General features: G+C 66.1%; 22 protein-coding genes. 13 read left to right on the top strand and 9 right to left on the bottom strand.

The window, feature by feature from the left end:
• Positions 1–8 precede the first annotated feature (8 nt).
• Positions 9–803 carry a helix-turn-helix transcriptional regulator gene (locus AB0K03_RS35890; protein ID WP_364694770.1) on the bottom strand — a complete coding sequence of 265 codons (795 nt, stop codon included), beginning with the start codon at positions 801–803 and terminating at the stop codon, positions 9–11.
• A gap of 177 nt (positions 804–980) precedes the next feature.
• On the opposite strand from AB0K03_RS35890, the gene AB0K03_RS35885 reads away from it, so the two are divergent.
• Together AB0K03_RS35885 and AB0K03_RS35880 are read left to right on the top strand one after the other, a co-directional pair.
• A complete protein-coding gene (locus tag AB0K03_RS35885; protein ID WP_364694767.1) occupies positions 981–1,178 on the top strand; it encodes a hypothetical protein in 198 nt (65 codons plus the stop codon).
• A 474-nt stretch (positions 1,179–1,652) separates the two neighbouring features.
• Positions 1,653–2,597, top strand: coding sequence for a hypothetical protein (locus tag AB0K03_RS35880; RefSeq protein ID WP_364694764.1), 945 nt, complete (start codon positions 1,653–1,655; stop codon positions 2,595–2,597).
• 186 nt (positions 2,598–2,783) lie between these two features.
• On the opposite strand, the gene AB0K03_RS35875 is transcribed toward AB0K03_RS35880, so the two are convergent.
• Complete coding sequence (locus AB0K03_RS35875) at positions 2,784–3,839, bottom strand: phosphotransferase (protein WP_364694761.1); 1,056 nt, start codon at positions 3,837–3,839, stop codon at positions 2,784–2,786.
• A gap of 60 nt (positions 3,840–3,899) precedes the next feature.
• On the opposite strand from AB0K03_RS35875, the gene AB0K03_RS35870 reads away from it, so the two are divergent.
• Positions 3,900–4,085 (top strand): hypothetical protein, encoded by a 186-nt coding sequence (locus tag AB0K03_RS35870; RefSeq protein WP_364694758.1) that lies wholly within the window; start codon positions 3,900–3,902, stop codon positions 4,083–4,085.
• 712 nt (positions 4,086–4,797) lie between these two features.
• Positions 4,798–5,553: a hypothetical protein gene (locus AB0K03_RS35865; RefSeq protein WP_364694755.1), complete on the top strand. Its 756-nt coding sequence runs from the start codon at positions 4,798–4,800 to the stop codon at positions 5,551–5,553.
• Positions 5,554–5,807: 254 nt separating this feature from the next.
• On the opposite strand, the gene AB0K03_RS35860 is transcribed toward AB0K03_RS35865, so the two are convergent.
• Positions 5,808–6,686 (bottom strand): aminoglycoside phosphotransferase family protein, encoded by an 879-nt coding sequence (locus AB0K03_RS35860; protein ID WP_364694752.1) that lies wholly within the window; start codon positions 6,684–6,686, stop codon positions 5,808–5,810.
• Between the two features lie 426 nt (positions 6,687–7,112).
• Between AB0K03_RS35860 and AB0K03_RS35855 the strand changes: the two genes are divergently transcribed.
• From AB0K03_RS35855 to AB0K03_RS35840, 4 genes are all read left to right on the top strand, one after another.
• Positions 7,113–7,556, top strand: coding sequence for a hypothetical protein (locus AB0K03_RS35855; RefSeq protein ID WP_364694750.1), 444 nt, complete (start codon positions 7,113–7,115; stop codon positions 7,554–7,556).
• 111 nt (positions 7,557–7,667) lie between these two features.
• Positions 7,668–9,026 carry an MFS transporter gene (locus tag AB0K03_RS35850; RefSeq protein WP_364694747.1) on the top strand — a complete coding sequence of 453 codons (1,359 nt, stop codon included), beginning with the start codon at positions 7,668–7,670 and terminating at the stop codon, positions 9,024–9,026.
• A complete protein-coding gene (locus AB0K03_RS35845) occupies positions 9,023–9,622 on the top strand; it encodes a hypothetical protein (RefSeq protein ID WP_364694744.1) in 600 nt (199 codons plus the stop codon). Before AB0K03_RS35850 ends, AB0K03_RS35845 begins: the two co-directional genes overlap by 4 nt.
• A gap of 264 nt (positions 9,623–9,886) precedes the next feature.
• On the top strand, positions 9,887–10,630 hold the full coding sequence (locus tag AB0K03_RS35840; RefSeq protein ID WP_364694741.1) for a hypothetical protein: 744 nt from the start codon (positions 9,887–9,889) through the stop codon (positions 10,628–10,630).
• Positions 10,631–10,778: 148 nt separating this feature from the next.
• On the opposite strand, the gene AB0K03_RS35835 is transcribed toward AB0K03_RS35840, so the two are convergent.
• Positions 10,779–11,171 (bottom strand): hypothetical protein, encoded by a 393-nt coding sequence (locus tag AB0K03_RS35835; protein ID WP_364694738.1) that lies wholly within the window; start codon positions 11,169–11,171, stop codon positions 10,779–10,781.
• A gap of 275 nt (positions 11,172–11,446) precedes the next feature.
• On the opposite strand from AB0K03_RS35835, the gene AB0K03_RS35830 reads away from it, so the two are divergent.
• The 4 genes from AB0K03_RS35830 (at position 11,447) to AB0K03_RS35815 (ending at position 16,118) form a co-directional block, all read left to right on the top strand.
• A complete protein-coding gene (locus AB0K03_RS35830) occupies positions 11,447–12,475 on the top strand; it encodes an ABC-three component system protein (RefSeq protein WP_364694735.1) in 1,029 nt (342 codons plus the stop codon).
• Positions 12,460–12,951, top strand: a complete 492-nt coding sequence (locus AB0K03_RS35825; RefSeq protein WP_364694732.1) for an ABC-three component system middle component 2 — start codon at positions 12,460–12,462, stop codon at positions 12,949–12,951. Before AB0K03_RS35830 ends, AB0K03_RS35825 begins: the two co-directional genes overlap by 16 nt.
• Positions 12,951–14,828 carry a hypothetical protein gene (locus AB0K03_RS35820; protein ID WP_364694729.1) on the top strand — a complete coding sequence of 626 codons (1,878 nt, stop codon included), beginning with the start codon at positions 12,951–12,953 and terminating at the stop codon, positions 14,826–14,828. Before AB0K03_RS35825 ends, AB0K03_RS35820 begins: the two co-directional genes overlap by 1 nt.
• Before the next feature lie 117 nt (positions 14,829–14,945).
• Positions 14,946–16,118, top strand: a complete 1,173-nt coding sequence (locus AB0K03_RS35815; protein ID WP_364694726.1) for a hypothetical protein — start codon at positions 14,946–14,948, stop codon at positions 16,116–16,118.
• A 403-nt stretch (positions 16,119–16,521) separates the two neighbouring features.
• Here AB0K03_RS35815 and AB0K03_RS35810 read toward each other — a convergent pair whose 3' ends face one another.
• Entirely contained in the window at positions 16,522–18,303 is a 1,782-nt protein-coding gene (locus AB0K03_RS35810) for a hypothetical protein (protein ID WP_364694723.1), read from the bottom strand.
• 204 nt (positions 18,304–18,507) lie between these two features.
• On the opposite strand from AB0K03_RS35810, the gene AB0K03_RS35805 reads away from it, so the two are divergent.
• Complete coding sequence (locus AB0K03_RS35805; RefSeq protein ID WP_364694807.1) at positions 18,508–19,422, top strand: ATP-dependent DNA ligase; 915 nt, start codon at positions 18,508–18,510, stop codon at positions 19,420–19,422.
• 114 nt (positions 19,423–19,536) lie between these two features.
• Here the strand turns inward: AB0K03_RS35805 and AB0K03_RS35800 are convergent, their stop codons facing one another.
• The 4 genes from AB0K03_RS35800 to AB0K03_RS35785 form a co-directional block, all read right to left on the bottom strand.
• Positions 19,537–20,649 carry a hypothetical protein gene (locus AB0K03_RS35800; protein ID WP_364694720.1) on the bottom strand — a complete coding sequence of 371 codons (1,113 nt, stop codon included), beginning with the start codon at positions 20,647–20,649 and terminating at the stop codon, positions 19,537–19,539.
• On the bottom strand, positions 20,646–20,840 hold the full coding sequence (locus AB0K03_RS35795; RefSeq protein WP_364694718.1) for a hypothetical protein: 195 nt from the start codon (positions 20,838–20,840) through the stop codon (positions 20,646–20,648). Before AB0K03_RS35795 ends, AB0K03_RS35800 begins: the two co-directional genes overlap by 4 nt.
• Positions 20,841–21,157: 317 nt before the next feature.
• Positions 21,158–21,463 carry a hypothetical protein gene (locus AB0K03_RS35790; protein ID WP_364694716.1) on the bottom strand — a complete coding sequence of 102 codons (306 nt, stop codon included), beginning with the start codon at positions 21,461–21,463 and terminating at the stop codon, positions 21,158–21,160.
• A gap of 113 nt (positions 21,464–21,576) precedes the next feature.
• Positions 21,577–22,707: a hypothetical protein gene (locus AB0K03_RS35785; protein ID WP_364694714.1), complete on the bottom strand. Its 1,131-nt coding sequence runs from the start codon at positions 22,705–22,707 to the stop codon at positions 21,577–21,579.
• Positions 22,708–22,975: the final 268 nt, after the last annotated feature.

Below are 22,975 nucleotides of genomic sequence, written 5' to 3'. Positions count from 1 at the left end.
GAGATTTCCTAGAGGTTGATCGGGTTGACGCCGGCCAGCGCGGCGCCGATGATCCGCAGGTTCTCCCGGCTTGGTTCGGTGCGCAGCGCGGCGAGCAGAGCTGAGGTGGCTGCCGGCTCTCGATGACTGCGGGCGAGCATCAGCGCCGAGCAGTAGCGGGCCCCGGAGTCGGCCGGGTTGGACAGCTCGGCCGCGAGGTGTTGGAGCTGTGCGGGCTCGTGCAGCGGTTGGGTGCTTGAGGCCAGGTCGCTGGCGTTGTCCCAGGAGATTGCGAGGACGCGGTGCAGGACCGCGGTCAGGTACAGCTCTCTGACCTCGCCGTCGGTGTTCAGGACAGTGATGGCTTCGTTGTCGATGCTGGGTGAGCGGACCTTGGCCAGGATGCCGGTGGCGTTGACTTTCAGCAGGGGCTTGCCCCGATGCGACCACTTGACCAGGGACGCGATGGAGGGCGAGGTGCGTGACACCAAGGCTGCGACGGCGGTGTCGGTGGCGTGGGTGGTCTGCACGCCAGTCAACATCGCGGTCCGTCCGGCGTTGATGTCGTGGGCGATGGATACGGCCGTGTCCGGCGCCGGGGTGGCGGCCAGGATGGAGACGGATCCGAGTAGGAGTTGCCGTCGACGCAAGTCTTCTCCCAAGACGCTTTCGTACTGGGCGATGACGTCGGGGGTTACCGCTCTGACGCCGGTCTCTACATTGCCGAGGTAGCTGCGGCTGTAGCCAGAGCGTTTGGCCATGCCGGACAGCGAGAGCCCAGCGTGTTGCCGGGCTTGTCTCAGTGTCGCGCCTAGATCACTCACTCGGCCACCCTCGCGGGATTTTGGAGCAGGTTGGAGACAGCCAGGGTCTTCCCGTTGGGTGATCACGGCATGACCCTCGGTATGTTGAGATCGTACCGGGGTGGGGTGAGGCCAGTGCAGCCACGCGGACCAGGCGGACAACGCGAGATCGCCGGCGCGGTCCTGACCATCAGCACCATGGGCGGCTACAGCGTGACCCACGACAATGACTACGTGGGCTATTTGCATGCCACGGTCGGAGATCAGTTCAACGTCTACCGGCGCAAGGTCCATGACGCCGACGACTGGCTCGGGAAATTCCGGCTCGAGGACGGCGTGAAGGCGATCCTGCGCGCCTGCGACCGGCTTGTTCCGGGCCAGGACAGGGTGGCCTGATGCCCGGCCAGCGGGAGTATCCGGCTGCGCCGTTGATACACCGACCGGACTGCCCCGATATCCCGCTGGCATTCCGCGGGCAGGTTCAGTTGTCGGTCGAGGTCGCCCTGCAATGGCCGAACGGGTTCATGCACCACTGCATGGATCACCTAGCGAATCAGAGCTGCGTGGTGGAGGTCCGCTACTACCCGCCACACCGTCACCGGCCCTCAACCCGGTGGCCGAACGACGCTCCCGTGCCGACATGCGAGGTGTGCGGGGGAACCCACGCGGGTGAGCAACGTTCCGGGATCAAGGTGGCCTCCCCGCGACTGCACGTGGCGAAATCTCCAGCCGTCCACGTGGTGACGCCGCCGGTCATCCTGCCCGGCAACGCCAGGCCCGGCGAACACTGAACCCGGTGAACACGACCTCGCCGGGTGTGAGCCGCAGCGGCGCGAGGGCGCGGTGATGTCACCCGGACGGGGATCGCCGATGGTGTGGCTCGTGGGTGATGCTGGCGCAGTGAAACACGTGGGCTGGCGCGCGTTCGAGGACCACGACCCGGTCGAGGACAGCGAGTGGTATCGGCGCGAGCTCGCCGCGACGCTGCGCCGGGCCGCCATCGAACTGAGGGTGCAGCCGCAAGGTCTTCCGCAGTTCGGGTGGCGGGATCGCTCCGTCGGCGTGCGAGTCGACGACGACGGTGATCCGGCGTGGCTGCGGCTGGTCGTTGAGCGGGCTGACCGTGACATGGGCGTTTTCTGGGACGGCAATGCGACGGCCTCGGTGGCGTTGTCCGGCATGCGTCTTCCCCGGCTGTTGCGCAGCTGGGAGCGTGAAGAGGCGGGCCGTCGGTGCCGCGCCGACCTGATGACCTACATCGACCAGCCCGTGTGCAGCCCGACCGCTGCCCTGACCGGCCAGCCGGAACTGGCCGAGGCCTGGTGGATGTGGCTGGCCGGCACCCTTTCACGGCTGGCCGCGAGCAGCACCCGCCGGGTGGCGGTCGATCTCGATGACTTCGCGGGCCGGATCACGGTGTGGGATCCCGAGCTGCCGGTGACGGTCGATCGATGGGTGCCCGCCCACGGAGACTTGCACTGGGGCCAGCTGACCGGACCGGATTTCTGGATCTTGGATTGGGAAGGCTGGGGGTTGGCGCCGTCCGGGTTCGATGCCGCGAGCCTGTATCTGCACAGCCTGGCCGTTCCGCCGATCGCCGACCTCGTTCGGCTGCGCTACGCCGAGCAGCTGGACAGCCGCGACGGCATGCTCAGCCAGCTCTACCTAGCGGGCCGCATGCTCGACCGCGACGATTTGCCCGACCGGGCGGCCGAGGCTGCCGTGTTCGCCGAGGCCGGCAGGCTGCTCGACGCGCTCGGCGCCTCTCCACAGGCCTATGCGCATCTGCGAGGTCCCGAAGCCCGCCGAACATGAGCCACAGCAGCGGCGCCCGGGCGGGAGGGCTCATCCCGGTGTCGTTTTCGCCCGCAGTGCGCGGTGGGTGGTGCCGGAGCAGCATTGTGTCCGGACGGGCGGCGTCGTGACGCGGGTACCGCTGACGGCAATCAGCATGGTCGTCGCTGACGGCCGTACCGGCCGGGTGCCGCACCGGTCGACGGGTTAGCCATCCAGCTCGGTTTCGCCGGCGGCAGACGTGACGGATTGTCCACGCCGGTAGGCCGACCACTGGCCGGTCCAGGTCGCGAGGTCGCGCATCCACGGTGCATTGCTCTGCCGCGCCTTCGCCGACCATTTCGCGGCGTTGGACGACGCGAAGTGGTCGAGGGTTTCCGGTCCGGCCGCGTCCCACGCCGGGTGACGCGCCAGCCAGTTTTCGGCTTGTTGCGGGGTGTGGCCGCTGCCGATCAGCCATGCCACGAGCTGGGCCAGCTCGACCCACGGCGCGGCCTTGGTGGCCATTGCCCAGTCGACCACCCGGACACCGGCTGGAGTCACGATCACGTTGGCGGGGTTGAGGTCGGTATGCACCAGCGTGTCGCCGTGCATCGCGGGATGCTCGAACCCGAAACGGGCCGACGGGCTGAACAACGGCGCGTCCCTGGGCACGCGGGTCTTGGCGAGTTCTTGCAGCACCAGGTCGAGAAGGTCGAGATGAGCACTGGCCGAGGACAGGTCGGCGCGGACCCCGTCGACGTGCTCGAAGCCCACCACCAGCCAGCCGTCCGCCTCGAAGTCCCACACCACCGCGGGCGAGTAAGGCGTGTCGACGCCCCGGCCGACCAGCAGTTCGTACCGCAGAGAGCGAACGCCGAACTCGGAAACCGCGGCCTTGACGAACACACGGGCATCGGCTCCTGCGACAGTCGCCGCGATCTCGGCGTGGTCACCGTCCGAGGCCGGGATCACGTGGCTCCTACCGACTCTCTCTTCGATCTGCATCATCGCGGATTCGGGTAGAGCGGCCCAGTCTCTGCGCATGCGGTCATTCTGCGCGAAGACTCGGGGCTCGGCGGACAGGGTGTGGACCCTGCCGGGGCCGTACATACCATCGCCGGTGAGCGTGCCGGCCGGCAGGTTCAGCGAGGAAGCGATGAGGGCTTCGCTCGGCCGCCTCGCGACCCAGCTCGGCATCGACGCGCACGACGCCCGCCTGCTGCGGCTGACCGACAATGCAGTGTTCGCGTTACCGGCCGCCGGGCTGGTCGTGCGGATCACCGCTCACACACGCTGCACGCCCGAGCCGGCAAGAACGCCGCTCTCGGCGCCTGGTCCACGGTGATCAACGCGCCGACGATCCGCCTCGCCGACTCCTTCGCCCAACCCATCGCCGACGGGAACCTGCTGGCCACCGTCTGGGACTGGGTCCCGCCCGCACCGCCGCTCCCGCACGCGTACGACCTCGGCACTGTCCTGCGCCGCTTCCACGCCTTGGGCCTGCCACCCTTCGAGCTGCCAGGGTGAGATCCACTCGGCGACGCCCGCGCACGTATCGCTGACCCCCTGGACAACACCGACCGGCACTTCCTGCTCGCTGGTGCGGCCGGCTCGCACCCGGCTTGCCCGCGGCTTCAGGTTCACCGCCGCGAAAAAGCTGAGGACGAGCAGCAGTGAGCCCCGAAGTCCGAAACGCTGAAGGCCCTGTGAGCAGCTCCAACGTTCTGTCCTCTGGCTCGCGGGGCACTGCCTGTATACGAATGCGTGCGACGAGCCGACGTTCCACGCGTCGCGTGGATACGCCTGGTGGCAAACGTGAGCATCGCCAGGGTGTGAAGCGCTGCCGAAGGGCCATAACTTGAGCTGCCTGGTGTCGTTAGCTGCGAAGAGAGATCGCCTTCGGCGATGGCCCCGGCACGGCGCGCGGAAACGAATCTGCGAAGCCACCGGCACTCTCGCCGGGCGCGGTGCGACGGGAGCGGACCTGTTGCGACCACCCGGCACGCTCGCCGTCCCGCCTTATCACTGGACGGGCCCGTCAGCATCGAGAGAGTAAGCCGTAATGACTCTGTACTCCGCACTAGAGAACCGTGGCCGCCATCAAATCCTCGCAACGTATGTATCCGGTGATCGCTTGGTGACCAGCACAGTGACCCGGCTTCAAGAGCCCGATAGGGCCGGTGAATTGGTCAGTGTGCTAAACCGAGTGGTAGATGCCGCCCGGGCGCCTTTGACGGCTATGTCCGAATGGCTGGAACGGGATGGCCCTTACCCGGAAAGTCACATCGAAGCCCTTCTCGACCCTATGCGGCGCGCAGAATTGCTGGCCACAGGGCACTCATTGTGGTACGCCTATGCGACCGCGGAACTGTTCTATGCGCTCGAAGATCTTGACAAGATCGTCGCCACTGTGCCTGCCGCAATCAGGGCTGCCGTCCTGCATGAAGTAAAGGAAGTCGGCGCCAATCTCCAGAGGGCTTTTTCCTCGGATGAGCGAGGAGCTCGCAGTGTCTTTGGGCCGCGGCCGGTGGATCGTTACTGTACCGACTTGAACCCAAGCGGTCGCAATGCCTTTCAGCAAGCCGTCGGCGGTTACCAGCACGTGCCGCTAACCGAACTAGCTGCGGCGATGCGTTCCATGGTCGCGGCGATGAGACTGACCCGTAACCGGCATGTTCACCTAGACATGCCGTTCTGGACACTGGTCGTGGAGTACAACGACTATGCGCACTGCGTCCTCGACGTGTCGCCTGCGCCTTCCCAGCGCGATAATTGGAGGATCACGATCCGTCGCTGGGTCGAGGTCGGGAAAACCGACCCTGACTTGGAGTGGGTCTTGGAATGCGAACTGCCGGCGACGCCGCCGGTCGCCGAAGTAATTCATTTTCTCGATCTTGCTGCAGACCCAGAAGTAATCAACGGATGGTCCCAAACTCAAGTCGGGCTTGCCCTGGCGGGAACGTCATTTCTCGTCACAACCCGCAACGTCGGATAACACCACGCCCCTCACCCTTCACGGCCTGGCGTACGCCATTCGGACGTGTCGCTCAGCGATGTTCTTGCTGTAATTAGGCGCCGCCCGTCGAACTACCCGCGGTCGGCAAGGCCGGTCTTGGTCGTCAACCGCCAGTTCGGGTCCGTCAGCCATTGCAAGAGCCGCTTTCAGGACAGCACCCGGCCGAGTCCGAACTGCTGGGCGATCCGAGCGGGAGCGGCGCCGTCAGCGTGTCACCCGGCAGCGACGCGGCCTCAGCCACGGCTTACGGTCCGGCGCAAGCCAGCAATCGCCTCAGTGCTCTGGCCGTCAAGCCACTGCCGGTGCTCGCGGTCGTCGACCATGTCGAACAAGCTCTGGTAGACCCTTTGCTCGCGGGCGAGCCACAGAACCCGCATTGCCCTGTAACGGGGAAGCGATCCGCCAGCCTCGGCGACCTGGGCGCATCGCTGCTCAGCGCTAGGGTCGTGGCGGCCTAGCCACAGGCCGAGAAGCGCGAGGTCAGCTCCGGGCGGGTACATGCCGGCGAACTCGTAGTCGATGAAGATCAGCGGTTGACCGGCGCTGGCCAAGGCGTTGCTGGCCAGCGGGTCGCCGTGCCCGAAGACCAATGGGGCGCTGGTGACCGCTTGGAGCAGCGGTTGCTGAATGTCGTCGGGTAGGTCTCCGGCTGCGGTGTAGCGGCGGATCCGGGCCGGCCAGTCGGTGGCGGGCATGCTCAGCGGTCCTGGGGGAGGATGCCATGCGGCGAAGCCGGTCAGGGCCTCGATCATGCCCCTGACGATGCGCTCGGGCAGCTGGGGTGGGTAGCGGTCGGTGTGCGGGGATGCCCCGGGAAGCCGCTCGATGATCAGCACCCGGCTGCCGGCATGATGCAGTCGCGGTACCGGCCAGGGCGGCGGCGCGTCCGTAAACGCCCGGTAGGCGCTGACCTCGTGCGTGAAGCGTTTGACCCAGTGCCGTTCGGAGCTGGTCAGCTGCTTGGCGACCACGTCATGTCCGTGCCAGCGGCCGGCGATGGTGACGGCCTTGTCGGTTCGTCGCAGTTGCTCGCCCGGGTACCAACCGGGCAGGTGATCGAGGGTGTCGACGTCGGCGGGGACCTGGCTTGAAGCGCTGGCCGTCTCGTCCACACGACCATCCTGCTGATCGGGAAGGCGTACGTCGAGGACCCGCGCGCTCGAGTCGCCCAGGCCGCTTGATGAGTCATGTGGAGCGCGCCACTGACGCCCGCGGTGCGCCGGATCGCGGCTGCCGATCGGCTCCGCGTTCAGGCTTCGGTGACGCCGATGGCAGCCGGTTCCCGCCGCGCTGCGGGACAGCCCAAGACAGCGGTGGACAGCTATATCGCGGAGATCAGAGCGGGCAGTGTCGTCAAGGAAGCGATCGACACCCAGCCCCGGCCCGTCTTGCCCCGCACCGCATCCAGTAGCGCGGCCCTGCCGAGACGGCGGACACCCGTCGGTGCGGTCGCGGCCAGCGTAGGTGACGGCGTCACCGCATCACTGCTCGTGCCGCGGACCCGGGGGACCCACCACCCTTCCCGGAAAGAGGCAGTCATGAACAACACTCTCGCTCGTGCCGCCGCTGTTGCCGCCGCGGCGCTGGGCCTGACGTTGACGGTGGCCACGCCCGCGCTGGCCAGCGCGGACAAGTGCAAGGGCGACGCCTTCGCCAGCTGCGTGGCGGTCAACGGCAGCAAGCTGCACGTCAACTCGATCAAGAGCCGCGTCGCCCTGTACGCGAAAACGTGCCGGTACGGCCATAGCCAAGTGCTGATCAACGGCAAGCACTTCGCCGACTCCGACGGCGGCAAGGACAAGGACTACTGCTCGAAGTCGATCTTCGGGGCTGAGGTCACCACCGGCACCTGGAACGTCAACCGCAACTACGCCAAGGGCACCAAGATCTGCTCGAAGTTCTGGTGGAACAACGGCTCGACCAAGCCCGGCAGCGTCAACGGCTACACCAGCTTCGGAACCGCCTGCGCCACCGTCGGCTGACCGCAGTGGCCGGTGATGCCACCGGCATCACCGCGCCCCGAGCCGGCCCCGCACGCGAAGCCTCTTCGGCTGCCGCCGCGCCGCCCTGAACCTCTCGCGGAGAACCTCTTCATGACCCTCGCCCTGCAGACCCAGCCCAGCACGAACGCCGCCGTGCCCGATGTCCTGCGCCGCTACCGGCTGGCGATCAGCCTGATGTTCGGCATCGCCGGCATGACCATCGGCACCTGGACCGCTCGGATCCCCACTATCCAGCACAACATCGGAATGGCCGACAGCAAGCTGAGCATCTGCCTGCTCCTCCTCGCCGTCGGTGGCCTGCTCGGCATGCGCGCCGCCGGCCGGTTCATCGACCGGCACGGCAGCACCACCGTCATGGTCTGGCCCTCGCTGGGCCTCGGCGCCGCGCTGCTGCTCGCCGGGCACGCCCCGACCTGGATCATGCTGGCCGCCGCCCTGCTGACCTTCGGCGTCCTGCACGGCACCCTCAACGTCGCCATGAACGCCGCGGCCGTCTCATGCCAGACCGCGTACGGCCGCCCGATCATGACCTCGTTCCACGCGCTGTTCAGCATCGGCGGCGTCGCCGGGGCCCTGCTGTCCGCCGCGTGCGCCCACATCGGCCTCAGCGTTGCTGACGCCTTCGCCGCCGTGGCCGTGGTGTCCACCGCGGCGGCCGGATGGTCGATCCACCGCCTCATCCCCGCACCCGACTCGAGCCCCACCAGCCAAGAGCAGGCATCCCCGGCCGCCCAGGCGGCGCAGCGCCGCCCGCGGACCCGGGTCCTGCTGTTGGGCCTGCTCGCCTTCAGCGCGTTGATCAGCGAAGGCGCCGCCGCTGACTGGGCGAGCACTTACCTCACGCGCATCGGGGCGACACCCGCCATGGCCGCTACCGCCTACGCCGCGTTCGCGGCGAGCATGACCCTCGGCCGGCTCGTCGGGGACCGGCTCACCGCGGCCGTCGCCCCTGCCGCCCTGCTACGCGGCTGCGGCCTGATCGGCGGCGGTGGCCTCGCCCTCGGCCTGATCGGCGGCACACCTGCCACCGCGATCGCCGGGTTCGCCTGCCTCGGCGCCGGACTGTCCTGCGTCGTCCCGCTGCTCTACTCCACCGCCGGCGGCCTCGACCCGGCCCGACCCGGCGCTGCGCTGTCGCGCGTCGCCGCGCTGGGCTACCTCGGCTACGTCACCGGGCCGGCCATCATCGGCGGCGCCGCCATGCACATCGGCCTCGGCAACGCCCTGCTCATCCTTCCGGTCCTAGCGACGCTGCTGGTCATCGGCGCCCCCGTCGTGCACCGCAGCCGCGGCCGCCACCACCGACCGGCGAGAACCCGCAGCACTACCACGCTCGCCCTGACCTCGAGCGACGACACGACACGCCCCACCGGCCAGGTCCTCGCGCCAGAGTTCACCACCACCCACATCGACCATCCGGTCACCGAGCTCGAAGGAGCACTGCGATGAACACCACCCTGACCCGCACTGCCACCGCCACCCCGGCCGTCGCCGACGCCGCCGCGCCGCTTGCTCGGCACGGCACGACGATCAGCGCGACCCGGGTCACGGCACGGAGACGCCGGCGCATCCCGCTGCTAGTGATCGTCGCCGCCGCGATCGCCGCGGCCCTGCCGCTGATGGGTGCCACCCCCGCGCAGGCCGCCACCTACCGAGACCCGACCCCCGGCTCGGGCACGCTGTCGGCCCTGGCCGCGTCCGGCTGCCGGGCGTCGCCGTACTCGTTCCACTTCGAGGGTTACGGAAGCATCGCCTTCCCCGAAGACCCCACCGGCCAGTTCAACTACTCGGTAACGCCGGTGCTCAAGACCACCAGCCAGTGCCGCGACATCAACGTCAAGAACACGACGCGAGGCAAGATCCGCGTCTGCGTGATGTTCGGCAAGACCAGCAACAAGTGCAACTACTACACCACCATCGCGGCCGGTGCCTGGGCCAACGCGGCCACGAACGTCAAGGACGGCACGTACTTCCGGATGCGGGCCGGGATCTTGTACAACACCTCCGGCTGGGCGGACGGCGCGACCGGCGTGTCCGACTTCTGAGCCGGCGTACGCGCCAGCGGAAGTCCCTGTTCGGCGGCAGGGTGTCGTCGCGGTTCGCAGCGACACCCTGCCGTCCCGCCGAAATGGCGGCAACCCGGCCCACTCGGGCCCGGGCTAACCGGCCCACCCTCTCCGACGCCGCCCAGCTCGGCCAGCTCGCGCCGCCGCCCCCTCCGAGCGCGGCGGCGCACTCGGGCCACGACGCCGCCTTACCCCGATCGCACAGCCATCGGCAGAGTTCACTACTGGGAGGCACCCGCCACCATGCGACGACGCACCCTCATCACCGGCACCCTCGCCACGACCGCCGTCCTGGCCCTGATCGCGTGCACCGACACCAAGCAGCCCGAATCCCGCACGAGCACGCCACCGACGAAGACGCCCGCGGCCCAGCTCGCCGACGCCGCCGCCCGGCTCAAGAACGACACCTTCAAGATGACCATGACCGTCAAGGTCGACACCACCGATGCCCGGCTCGAGGGAGCCATGGACCCGACCAAGAAGATCGGCGCCTTCGTCGCCACGACCAAACGCAATGGCGACACCTCGATCATCGAATGGCGCATCCTGGGCAACGTCGTCTACCTCAAGACCAACACCCCCAGCCTGCCCGGCAGCACGAACAAGCCATGGCGGCGCATCAGCCAGGCCGAATCCGCCAGCCTCGCCGAGGGCTTCGACGGCGCCAAGATGGCCAACCCGCTCACCCAAGCCACCAACGTGCAGCGCCCCAGCGCCCGCCACTTCACCGGCACCTTCGACACCGCAGCGGTCGCCAAGGCCCTGAGCGTGCCGACCCCGAGCAGCAGCTCCAGCGCCGCACCGGCACCGAACGTGGCTTTCACCGCCGACCTCGACGATCGGGGGCGCCTTACCCGGTACCACCTCGACGTCCCCAGCACGAAAGGCGGCACGTACCCGCTGGACCTGACCTACTCCGACTTCGGCACTGCGGTCATCGTGCAAGCACCACCGGCCGACCAGGTCGCCGGCACCAGCGGCACCTGATTCAGACAAACGAGTCGCCAGGTCAGCAGCCCTGCACCTTAGGTGCGGGGCTGCTCCCTTCCCTGCGCGCCTGTGGGCATGGACTCCATGGATCAGTACAGCAGCGGATCGGGGTCCTGACATCCCATGCCGCGGAGTCCATCGTGGGCTACGGCGACTGCCTCAACTTCATTCCTTCGTTCGCTACGGACCCGACGGCGGCGTCCCATCCCCACGGGTTGGCATTGACGTACAGGCATGGCGCAGCGGTGCTGAGGTCGTCTCGCATGCGTGCCAGCTCCACGCCAGGAATGCAAATCTGCACCGTCGTGCCGTCGGAGACCGGCAGGTTCCAGGCGAACCAGCCATCACTATCGGCGTCGGGCGCGCGTACCGGGTTTCCGTCGATGCCGGCAACGCGATGCCGGATCGGAACCTGCTCCAGCTCAACAGCACGTTCGCGTACTGCGGTGAGGAAAACCTCGAGCGCAGCCGCGGCCAGGTCCTCGCGAGCGTCCGCGATTGGCAGCGCACCAGGGTAGATGGCACCGTGCGAGATCATCTTCCGACAGTACGGCTGACCAGCTGCTGGTATAGGCCACTTACCTCATGAGTCGCATCACGGGCGACAGCTTCCACCTCGTTCACACCGACGGCTCGTCCCAAACTCCGCCCTTCTACGGCGGGCGGTCGCTCCGCTACCCTGTGTGGACTCGCGACTCAGTTCGCACGTGCAGACGTACCCGGGGGTGCTTGGTGTCGCTGGCCGAAGATCGATCGGCGGCAGGAGGATCTGCAGCCGCCCCCGTGGCGGCCGCGGGCGCCGGAGTGATGACGGTGACTGACGTAACCGTGGGCCGTCGTCTGACGCCTAGGCAGGTGATCTTCTCGTACGAGCCGAGCCAATGGGAGGAGTTTGTCGAGGAGTGGGTCGCCACCTTGGCTCCTAAATACGCCAAGGTGGAACGCCTGGGCGGCGCCAACGACCATGGCGTCGACGTCGCTGCCTTCGTCACAGACCAGGGGTACGAAGGAGAGTGGGACTGTTACCAATGCAAGCGCTACAGCAAGTCTCTCGCCTTCGGAGATGCGTGTGTTGAAATAGCTAAAATCCTCAAGGGTGTAATCAACAAGCACTATATCCTTCCCCGTAAGTACCGGTTCGTGGCACCGCGAGGCTGTAGTACCGAACTGAGCAACAAATTAAACAATCCAACTCAGCTAAGGACCGAATTCATCGCCAGGCTGGCCGCGAAGCCACCGCTGCTGCCAGGTTTGGACGATGCCATGAAAGAGCGGATCCGCGAGCTTGCGGAAACGACAGACTTCAGCGTCTTTAAAACCGAAGACCTTAAAGAGTTAGTCGCCAGTCTTGAAGGCACTCCTTTATACGTCAGAGAGTTTGGCGGTGGTCTTCCCCGCAGGCCAACTGTGGCTCCACCTCCTGCCGACCCACACCCCAGCGAGAACCGCTATCTCGAACAGCTTGTAGAAGTACACCGCGAAAAATACGGAACCACGATCGCCTCCACAGCCGACGCCTTGCAGCACCCGCAGGCAAGTGTCCATATCCGCCGGCAGCGGGTCGCCTTCTACAGTGCCGAGGCGCTCCGAACCTTTTCCCGCGACAGTGTGCCTGGAGAAACCTTCCAAGGCCTCCAAGACGAAGTGTTCGACGGAGTAATCGACGTTCATGACGCGAACTACGATTCGGGTTATGAACGCATGGACGCAGTCCTCAAGGCCTCGAGGGAACTGCAGATAACCTCCAATGCGCTAATTTTGGTGGCAACAACCGTCGACCGACGAGGTATGTGCCATCAGCTCGCCAACGATGACAAGCTCACGTGGTGCAAGAGCGCATGAGAGGCCCGCTGAACAGCCCAGTCGAGGTCGGCTTACGAGCCGTCATCCTGCTGACGGCGTCATACCCCCGCACCGTCGATGTCGACACCCTGGTCCTACTCGACCACAGCCTCGTCCATAGCGGAGACCTTGGCGGACCGGCCAGCATCCACCCAGACATCCCCATGCGCTCCGGCGAACTCGGCCTCAAAAGAACCATTCTTGAGGACGGGCTACGTCTTATGATGCGCGCGCACATGGTAGACCTTGTAATGACCGCCGACGGCATCACATACCGAGCTGCAGACGATGCTGAAGCCTTCATCAATGTCCTGGAATCGCCATACGTCCTGCGACTTGTTGACACCGCACAATGGGTCGTGCAGGAGTTCGCGGCCGAAAGCCACCTCGCGATGCGACAGAGACTGCGTGCGGTACTCGGGCGCTGGACGGAAGAACTAGACGTACGCCCGCCAGTGACGAGTGAGGTCCAGTAATGGCCGGCCTGGCACTAACCCATCTGACGTTTGTCGGAACTGACGTCCCGCCCGCAACGGTCGATTTCAGCTCAACGCTCACCGTAATCTACGGCGCTTCTGACACCGGTAAGTCCTTCATCGTCGACGCGATCGACTTCGCGATGGGCAGCTCCAAATTACGCTCCATCCGCGAGTCGCAACCTTACTCGTCCCTCCTCTTGGGAATTAAGGTTGGCGAGGAGGAGCTCACTTTCATCCGAGCCTTGTCTGGCGGCGACATCGAGGTATACGAGGGCGCCTTCAAAGAAATCCCGACCAGCCCGGCTACACTGCAACTCAAGGCAAAGCACACCAAAAACCGCACCAATACTGTTTCGGCATTCCTACTTGACCGCATCGGCCTGTACGGAAAGCTGCTGCGGAGAAACGCTAAGAATCAAGTAAACGAACTGACGTTGCGTACCTTGGCGCCGCTATTCGTGGTGCATGAGGGTCAGATGGTCGCGCTGACACCGCCGTACCACACTGACAATAGGAGTGATGTAACGTTAGAGCTTTCACTCTTACGAGCCATGCTTGACGGCGAAGACGACGCCGGCCTGGAAGCCGCAATCGCAGACGACGCCCGCAAAGTCAGTAAAGGCAAATACGAGGTCCTACAGCAAGTTCTAAGCGGACTGTACCGGACTGTAGAAGGCTCCGCTCCTGCGCCAGAACTCCGCCGGCAACAGGAGGCGCTCACCGACACCATTGCCGAAATGACTCCCGCGATCGACGAAGTGCTCGCACGGCGTGATGCGTTAATCCGCGACCGAGATGAAAAGGCAGACGAACAGCGCGCGTTGGAACACCGCATCGGGCAGATGCAGGAAATCACGGCGCGCTTCGGACTTCTACAAGAGCAATACCAGTCCGACTTAGCGAGGCTGGAGGCCGTCCAAGAGGCGGGTACCGTTCTTGGCTTCTTCGAGTCCGAAGTCTGCATATTCTGTGGAGCACCCGCAGAGCACCAGTCCCCACCAGGTCATGCCGTCGCCGAGGCAGAAAACTTCGCCCAGGCAGTCGCAGCCGAGCAGCAGAAGACGAGCGACCTCCTGACCGACCTGCAGCTCACGCTGGCGGACCTGGCAGTGCAGGTCGAAATCACGCAGTCGGCTGCCGCCGACGCTTCCCGGCGGACAGGCGCAGCTCGTGCGGCCGTGATAGCACTCGAGGGAGAGGTCGCCCCACGTCAGCAGGAGCTCGCATCTGCGTACGCCAAGCAGGCGCAAGTGAATCAGGCACTCGCCACTTACGAGCAGATCGATGAGATTGAACGGCTCGCCTCCACATTCGCGGCACTCGGCGAACCAGAGGAGATCGCTGCTGCGAAGAAGTGGCCAAGCCCGGCATCTCTGCAAGCTCTCGCGGAGATCATCAAAGATTTGCTCGACAAGTGGGGAATCGAAACCAACGGCAGCGTGGCATTCGACATCGAGCAAGACGACCTTCTTGTGGACGGTCGAGCGCGGCACACGCGCGGTAAAGGCATGCGTTCGGTAATCCATGCCAGCTTCACCCTTGCGCTTGCCGTTTATTGCCGACAGAGAAATCTCCCGCATCCCGGCTTTACCGTTCTGGACTCGCCGCTCGTGACGTATCGCCAACCGGACGTTGCGGGAAGTAACGAAAACGAAGACGAAAACGAATACGTCAGCTCCGACGTTGCTGCGGCTTTCTACCGCTATCTCGACCAGGAAGCCGCAACACAAACCATCGTTATCGAGAACACCACACCACCCGCGCAACTTTCTGAGGCAGCGCTCGTATACCGCTTCACCAAGCAACACGGGCTCGGCCGGTACGGCTTCTTCCCGATGGCTGAAGGCCGAGAGGCCCTACAGCAAGAGGGGTGAAGCGCCGACGCCTTGCGCTTACCCAAGCCATCGCGGACCCTGTTCGTTCGATTGGGCAGCGCCCAGTGGCGGGCGGTAAGACAACCTCTGGACCGACCGCCGGTTACCTGTCCTTCGATGCCCTTGCCGGAGGCTCCTATCGCCGCTGACCGATACATCACCGAGGTCACCCGCCGGCGCCTGCTCGACGGCATGGCCTGGCTGCGCGCCACCGTGCCGAACGGCTTGCGGGAATTCATGACCCCGGCGCACACCTTCTGGAGCGGCGCGCTGCCGGAGACCGACTTCCTCGCCCGGCTCTACGATCTCGACGAGCTGCCCAGCCACGACAACCGGCACCCCACTGCGGCCGGGGACGTCTTCCAGCACCGCGTCATGAACGAGGACTGGGACGACGACTGGATCTTCAACGACTCGCGGTTCGGACTGGCCGACAGCGACAAGGCGCTGCTGCGGTTCCTCGCCGAGATGCTGCACCCCGCCGTACGCACCGACCTGGCCGAGGTCGAGCGGCTGCGCGAGTTCTTCAACGGCGTACTGGTGCACGACGGCTACGAGCTGATCCAGGTCGACGACATCAGCGGCGCCCCGCTGTTCGCCCACCGTCGCATCGGCGGCGGCGTCCGCGGAACCATGAAGAACCTGATCTTCGCCGCGATCGGGCCCAAGCCCGAGATCGTGCTGGTCGACGCGCTCAACAACGACCTGCGCATCACTCGCAACGTGGACAACTGCCTGGTCTATGACCGGCCGCTGGCGGCGCACGGGCTGACCTGGACCGAGTTGACCGGCTGGTGGGCCGACCGGGAAGGCATGACCGGCGCCGACGATCGGGCCGTCTCCTCAAGCCTGTACCGGCGGCTCGACAGCTCCCTAGGCGACAACAATGCCGAGCGGCGGGTCCTGCGCACCTACGCCGACCGCTACCTGCGTCTGGGCCCGGACATTCCGGCGCTGATCCCGCAGGTATACCTGCACTACGACCCGCACGTGCGCAGCCACTACCGGCCCGGCGCGGCGCCGCTGCCGCGCCAGCGGATGGACTTCCTGATGCTGCTGCCACACAGGGTCCGAGTGGTGATCGAGTGCGACGGCCGGCAGCACTACGCCGACGACAACGGCCGCGCCAGCCCTCGCCGGTACGCCGAGATGGTGGCCGAGGACCGCGAGCTACAGCTGACCGGCTACGAGGTCTACCGCTTCGGCGGCGCCGAACTGATCGACGGTCCCGACACGCCACGGCGGCTCAACGCCTTCTTCGACCGGCTCGCCGAGCGATACCCCGCCTGACCCCACTCGGCCGGGCGATTCGCTGAACCGAAGCGGCGGACCCCGGACCACATGGGTGAGTGTGACCTTCAGTGACTCATTGCTTCCGTGTGACCGAGCGCCCGCCGATCCTTCCACGATCGCTTCTGCCCAGCTCAGCAGCAATAACCTCGATCAAAGAACAGTGATGTAGTTCGGCCGCGGTCCAAGCGTGCGACCGGTACGAAATGGTCATTCCGTCACGCCGGGCGCACCATGATCGTTAGCTTCGGGAGGTGCTTAGCCCGCCCATCGAGCCGATGCGCTGCGTCGGAGTGGCCGAGCTACCCGAACCGCGGATGTGCCGCGGCGGCTGCGCGTATGAGGTCAAGTTCGACGGTTCTCCAGAGACACATGTGTGTCTCGCTAGCCCTCGAAGATCGGTCTAGGTGATACGGACGCTAGTCAGAAATAGCATTAGCTCCCCGACAGTACTCACTGCGCGGAGACCGCCGACTACGGTCTCGGTCGCCGCCCCAGGGAGGAGGAAAGGCGTAAACGGCACCACTACGACCCCGGCAATCGAAACTTCTTTCGGAATCCGAACCGGGAGACTATGTCGGTTATGGCTGATGGCCTCTATCCTGCGAGCCCAGTCGGCACTTGCTTTTTCGGCCTTTTGGCGTAGCGTCAGGACCGCCGAATATTCACCGGCTGCGAGCCGGTCAGTGTTCTTATAGGACTTACAGTCAATAAGCAGCAGTACGCCGTCGTAATATGCAACTGCATCGATGTCAGTGACTCGCTTGCCGTTGATGTTGATGTCACGGCGAATTAGTGTCCGGAAATCTTCCGGAGGTCGCCAGGTCGTCATGTCGATCAGTTGCTGCACCTCGTCTTCGAAAGCGCCGGCCCAGACGTTCGCCTCGCCACCCTCGGCTGGTCGGTGGAAGGAAAGAGCGAGTGCTGAGGACGCCATTGCTCCGTTCAGGATGAGATGCCGCTTCCCGAGTTCGAGGATCAGTTTCTCATTGAAAAGGTACTGGATAGCGTCGTTTAAGCTACCGGCTACCCATCCGTCAGAGAGAGCCGGGTGAACTGCGGCGGACTTGCGAAAAGCTCGCTCAAACTCGTGGCGAGTACGGACGGCGTATCCGAATCTTGACCAAGCATGGCGGGAGAACCGCAAGGCGGCTTTGTGGTTAATGACCAATTCGCTATAAGCGTTGAGGAACACAGCCACGGCCTGAGCCTCGGCCGTCAAGCCGGCACTACCTGGAAGGAATGCCGCGGGAACGACCTGCTTGAGGTTTGCCACCATAGGGAAAATCGGATCCCAGTTGCGGAGTGCCTGGTGCACCAGTGGCCCGCGCAGCGCGTCATCGAACAGCAACGATCCCCACATGACTATCGGCCACTCTCCAGCAGCTGTTCCGATCGACGCTCCGTAGGCACCGAGCATGGCGGCTTGCCCCTCCGGGCTGGCCCGGGCGCGAGCGTCGTATAGGTCGATCGCCGCCGCGACCGGCGTGTTTGGGTCAAACACTGGCGAGAATAAGGTCTCGTGATTGAGAGCGACTTCTTGGCCTTTGCCGATTCGGCGCTTAGCGGTCTCAACGTGAGACACTAGTAGGCCAAGAAATATCAGCCGACCGAGATCGTCCATCACGTTATGCGCCACTCGCCATGGAGCGGTGACGAAACCGATCAAGCTGGACCTGCGATGTGAGGCATAAGCCGCAGCTAGAATTTCGGGAATGGCTCGCCTGCATATATCCGCATGCTGCGTGAGCAAGATTGGCTCAGCCCGCTTGATGAGCGCATACCAGTATGCTGGGTCGTAATCGGCTGCCATCTGACGCATCATCACGCGAACAGCCTCAGCAAGATCCGCCAGGGTCCGCCAACCGTCCGGTCCGCTGAGCGGCTGCAGATGGCTGGCGCCAAACTGAGTAGCGGCAGCGCTGATTTGCGGTATCAGTTCCCATCCTGTGCGGAGTTGTAGTTCATTTCCCCCGCCGGTCAAATGCGCTTGAATAAGAAACGTCGCTGGGTCGCCGTCCGATCTCGGTTTGAGAACCTGCTCATAAGTGCGTAGCAGATGCGGGCCGACAAGCTCTCCCGGAGCAGGCTCGGTCAGAATGAGATGACTGGAGTCGGGCGGATAAGCTGGCCCACTGTGCAAAATCGAATGCGGCCAGCTTCGTCGCGACTTCGGCCTCGGCATGTATCGAAGATATCAAACCACCCCTCAGGGATCGTCTGGCGCGCATCCAGACAAAGCGGAGAACCCAGCAATATTTGTACGCAACTCGCCGTCCGGCCTCGAGGTGTTGGTTGAGCGAGTCCATCATCGCCAGTGCTGAGACGCAACGCCGGTAAACAGCTAGCTCAGCTGACGCATACGTAGCTGCTATGAGACACCGGCAGTCTGGAGAACGACGGCTGGAGGTGCCTGGCGTTCGTCCGGCCGAATGGGGTCTACCTGCAAAGCCGCCAGGCCAAGGACCTGACCCCATACTTTCCCGACGTCGTCGCCGCAGTGCGCGAGAGCCTGCCGCCGGGCACCGTCGTAGACGGCGAGCTGGTCGTCTCCGACACCGAGGCGGGCAGCACGATGTTCCCGGCACTACTGGGCCGGATCACCGCCGGGCGCCGCCTGGCGCGCGAAGCCGCAGCCCGGCCGGCGAACCTCGTGGTGTTCGACGTGCTCGCCGACGCCGGCGACGATCTCACCGACCTACCGCTGCGCCAGCGTCGCTCCCGACTCGAGAACCTGCTCGCCGAGGCGCCGCCCACCCTGACGCTGTGCCCACAGACCTCCGACGTCAAGCTGGCCCGCACCTGGTTCGACGAACTGGGCGTGACCGGCGCCGAGGGCCTGGTCGTGAAGGACCTGGCCGGGGTCTATCGCGTCGGCGGCCGGGGATCGTCCTGGTGGAAGTACAAGAGGAAGGTCACCGTTGAGGCGATCGTTGGCGGGGTCACCGGCGCCATCGAGGACCCGCGGACCCTGCTGCTCGGGCGCTTCGACGGCCGCGGCCGGCTGCGCTACGTCGCCGGGACCGTGCCGCTCGCGCTGAGCCAGCGCCAGGAGATCGGCCGAGTGCTCACCGCCGCGACCGGCGTCCACCCGTGGCCGCAGCCGTTGCCCGTCGCCTGGATCGGCCATCTCGACCGGCGCGAGCCGCGGCAATACCTACAGGTCGCTCCGCTGCTGGTGGTGGAGATCGTGGTTGACCAGGCGTACGACCGGGGGCGCTTCCGCCATCCCGTGCGGCACCTACGCATCCGTGCCGACCTGGCCCCCACTGACGTGGATCCGTGCCGACCTGGCCCCCACTGACGTGGATCTGTGGCGGCCGGCGTGAGCCGCGGCTCTTCCGCCGCGGCCCTGCGCCCCTTCGCTGAGCAGCTCAGCCAGGCGTCACCGTCCGACGTCGGCGTCACCGCCCGCCGCTCAGCCCGCGTCGAGCCCGAGGGACGACGCCATCAGGGGGTCCATGTTGCCGGCGTCCGGTCCGTGCTCGCGGCGTAGCCGGTCCTGCTCGGTCGGTTCGGTGAGCACCTGCCAGGCGGTGCTCAGCGCGTTGGCTTGCAGCGCCTCGTCGTTGATCTTGTACCGGACCACCGGCTTGCGGGCGTTTTCAGCCAGCTTCTTCGGGTCGCCGACCTTGCCAGTGCGGAAGGTCCGGCCCGCGGCGGGGATCTTGTCGACCAGCCGCAGGCGGTAGAGCATGTCGGCCGAGCGCCAGGTGGAGCGGTGCAGCCGGAAGAGTGTCTCCCGGTACCCGGAGGTGACGAACACCCCGGACTCCTCGTGCGTGCGTGGCCGGCGAGCCCGCATGTAGCGCAGCATCAGGTAGGTGGCGATCTCGGCGTCGGAGAGCACCCAGACCCAGAGGTTGGTGAAGAACTCCCGCGGCAGCGAAACCGCACCCCGGGCGGGGACCGTGTAGTCGGGGTGCTCGCTGCTGCCGACCTCCGACAGCAGCTGGAACTCGTCGTAGCGGCGGCCGCCCTTGGGCTGCCGGGGGATCTCGACTAGGTGCTGCTGCTCGAGTCGGGCTAGCGCCTCGATGATCTGCCGGCGCCGGAGCGCGGCCTTGATACCGGGTGGGGCGTTGTCGCCGCCGTAGGGCTTCGTGGGCCGCACGTCGGAGAGCACGAGCTCGCGCCAGCCGGCGTACCGGTCGTCGGCGCGGCGGACGATGTTGCGCGGGTTCCGTACCGGGGTGTCGGGACTGTGCCGGCACTGCGCGTCGAATAGCATCAGCAGTTGCAGGCGCAGTTGCAGGCCTTGGGTCTGCAATAGCAGCGGCGTCACCGGACCCCGCTCATCGTCTCGGCGGGCGTAGACGAACGGCGCTCGGATCCTGATGTGCGTGGGTCGGTACCCCATCGCGGTCGCGCCGTCCCGCCCGCCGGTGCGCCACAGGTGGTCCAGCCGTTCGGCAACCCCGTCGGCGAGCAGCCTGCGGCGGTCCTCGCCGTCGAGGGCCTCACGCAACCGCTTGAGCCGGGCGACGCGGGTGCCGGCCGCCTCGGCGACCGGCTCGGTCGCGGCGGTCACCGCGGGCCCCGCAGCACTCGGGCGAAGGTGGTCAGCGCGTTGAGCACGGCCAGCACATGTCGGCGGGTCGCGGGGCGGCGTGCCGCCAGCGACAGGATCGCCACGATGACCGCGGCGATGGTGATCAGGACGAGCGGCACGGCCGCTACCAGGGCCAGGATCAGCCAAGGCTGGTCAGGGACGTCCCACATGTGTCACGCTCCAGAGAGTTCAGCAGTGGAGGCTCGTCCACCGGATCTTTGTCAGGGATCCCCGGTGGCCGGGCCTTCGCCGTTTCGGTTGAGCCCAGAGTGACGCATCCGCGGGCACCTCCGGCGGTTTTGATCTTGCGATGGATCTCCCTCTTGCCGACCACAAAGCACTGTTACTGTGCGACGCTATGTGGTCGGCAAGAGGGGAGATTCAAGAGGTGGATTCCTTCCTCTAAGGTTCTCGTATTGTGAGACGCCGTCCGGTGTTCGCGTCAGTCGCTCGGCTGGCAGCGCCTGTCGTACGTTCTGCGCGACGGCTACCGCTGGTCGATCAAGGAGTGGAACAACGCGATCGCGGCGGCCGCAGCGCCGCCCCCGACGATCGTTGCCGCCGGTACGGGTTGGCCGGCTAAGGCGGCGAGCACGCCGGCACCGACACCGACGAGCGCCGCCAGCACCAGGATCACCGTGGTGCGCACGCTCAGGAGCGGCACTGGGCCGCCATTCCTGGCCGGGGATACAGCGTCGGGGTCTTGGCGTGAGGGTGCCGAGCGCAGCTCTGGCGTCGAGGTGCGCTCTGCTGCGATGGGCCGGTACGTGTCGTCGTGGTGCGGTGCGGTCATGGTCGGTCGTGCTCCTCGTCGGCTCGGTGGCGGATCTTCTCCTCCCTCTCCCTGAGCGCCAGATCCGCCCGCACAAGCACTAAATCCCAATCCGCAGCAAGATTTTTCGTGGCTCATGCCGCGCGTGGCGAGGGACCCTGCGCTGCGAGCCGGGCGGAGAGGCGATTGCCGAGCCGCAGCAGCTTGCGGCGTACTCGCTCGCCGAAGGCCTCCGGCTGGCCGCAGGCGCGGGCAGCGCCGCCCCAGGTGGTGATCGCGTCGTGCGCGTACATCATCGCCACGTCGCGCTCGTCGTCGCGCAATTGGGTCAGCACGCGCGCGATACGGTGATCGCGCCATCCGTCCAAGTCGGCGGCGTTCTGGTCCTCGGCGCCCACCGTGTCGGCCACGGTCAGCGCCTCGTTGTCGGTGACCACGCGAAGGGGACGGTCGAGCGCGTCGACGCGGCGGCCGCGAAGCCAAGTCTCGCCGATCGGCCGCCAGGCCCGGCGTTCCCTGAACGTGGCGCTGCGCAACCGCTTGACGACATCGGTGTCCGGGCTCCGGTCGTGCGGGTCCAGCGGTGCCTGCAGCAGCGCGTTGCCCGCGGCCTCGACCATCGCTCCGGTCGGGTTGAAACCCAGCCACTGCGACACGTAGCCGGCCACGACCTCGTGGCTGCTCTGCCCGTCGCCGCGGACCACAGCATCGCGCGCTTCCAGCGCTGCCCGGACAGCACGAGAGGCAACCCAACCCGCGGCCTGCGCAGTCTGGTCCTCCCACCACCTGGCGGGAAGGCTGTGTCTCGGCTTCGTGAACGTCAGCTCAACCCGGGTGACCGGCTGGCCGTCCGCCGTGTTTCTCCAGTGTTTGAGCATGTTGAGCAGCCGGCTGGTCTGGCCACCGCCCGGGAAGGTGTCAGCCGGCGGGGTGAGCCTGACAACCAGGTCGACATCGAGCTGCCCGGTGAAGGCGATGGCGGTCGAACAGGCGAAGCTTCCTCGCACCTGCCCAGCATCGTCATCGGTCATATACCTGGCCGCGACAGCAGAGGTGATCTTGGCGGCCCAGTCGTCCCCGACTCGCAGCTCCGAATCACCCCAGTCGACCGCGAGCGGCCAGTCGTTCCGAGTATCACCGTGCGGGACCAGGAGGAGCAGTTCGGTGCCGTCGTCGTGGCCGGTGCCCGGCTCGTCGCCGACATCGACGGTCTCGTCGGCGAGCACGTCGTCGTCGGGATCCGGGGTGGGGCTGTCGGTCTGCATGGGTAGGTCGTCCTTGGCGCTCGTCGGCTGTCTTACTCCTCAAGCGCCGGATCGGAGGGTTCCGGCAATAAATCTTGAAAAATTTCGAGCGGCCGGACCAAGTCAGGCCTTCGGTCGAGTATGCCCGGATCGTTACCTCGGGGCGCGTCGGCGCTACCCGTCACATCAGCACCTCCGGCAGCCGAGCTCCGGCAGCCGCGCCGTGATGATCTATGCTGGAGCCACATCTGGATACGAGCGCTAGACCGAGCAGGGCGTCTACCGGCAC

This window comes from Actinoplanes sp. NPDC049316, from assembly GCF_040677315.1.
Classification (GTDB): Bacteria; Actinomycetota; Actinomycetes; order Mycobacteriales; family Micromonosporaceae; genus Actinoplanes.
This window is presented reverse-complemented; position numbering and strand designations above follow the sequence as displayed.

Coding starts and splice junctions, on each gene's coding strand:
- AB0K03_RS35835 (WP_364694738.1), bottom strand. CDS start 11,171: ATGATCTCGCACGGTGCCATCTACCCTGGTGCGCTGCCAATCGCGGAC.
- AB0K03_RS35850 (WP_364694747.1), top strand. CDS start 7,668: ATGACCCTCGCCCTGCAGACCCAGCCCAGCACGAACGCCGCCGTGCCC.
- AB0K03_RS35885 (WP_364694767.1), top strand. CDS start 981: ATGGGCGGCTACAGCGTGACCCACGACAATGACTACGTGGGCTATTTG.
- AB0K03_RS35880 (WP_364694764.1), top strand. CDS start 1,653: ATGGTGTGGCTCGTGGGTGATGCTGGCGCAGTGAAACACGTGGGCTGG.
- AB0K03_RS35865 (WP_364694755.1), top strand. CDS start 4,798: ATGTCCGAATGGCTGGAACGGGATGGCCCTTACCCGGAAAGTCACATC.
- AB0K03_RS35810 (WP_364694723.1), bottom strand. CDS start 18,303: ATGCCGAGGCCGAAGTCGCGACGAAGCTGGCCGCATTCGATTTTGCAC.
- AB0K03_RS35795 (WP_364694718.1), bottom strand. CDS start 20,840: ATGTGGGACGTCCCTGACCAGCCTTGGCTGATCCTGGCCCTGGTAGCG.
- AB0K03_RS35845 (WP_364694744.1), top strand. CDS start 9,023: ATGAACACCACCCTGACCCGCACTGCCACCGCCACCCCGGCCGTCGCC.
- AB0K03_RS35790 (WP_364694716.1), bottom strand. CDS start 21,463: ATGACCGCACCGCACCACGACGACACGTACCGGCCCATCGCAGCAGAG.
- AB0K03_RS35815 (WP_364694726.1), top strand. CDS start 14,946: ATGCCCTTGCCGGAGGCTCCTATCGCCGCTGACCGATACATCACCGAG.
- AB0K03_RS35840 (WP_364694741.1), top strand. CDS start 9,887: ATGCGACGACGCACCCTCATCACCGGCACCCTCGCCACGACCGCCGTC.
- AB0K03_RS35855 (WP_364694750.1), top strand. CDS start 7,113: ATGAACAACACTCTCGCTCGTGCCGCCGCTGTTGCCGCCGCGGCGCTG.
- AB0K03_RS35820 (WP_364694729.1), top strand. CDS start 12,951: ATGGCCGGCCTGGCACTAACCCATCTGACGTTTGTCGGAACTGACGTC.
- AB0K03_RS35785 (WP_364694714.1), bottom strand. CDS start 22,707: ATGCAGACCGACAGCCCCACCCCGGATCCCGACGACGACGTGCTCGCC.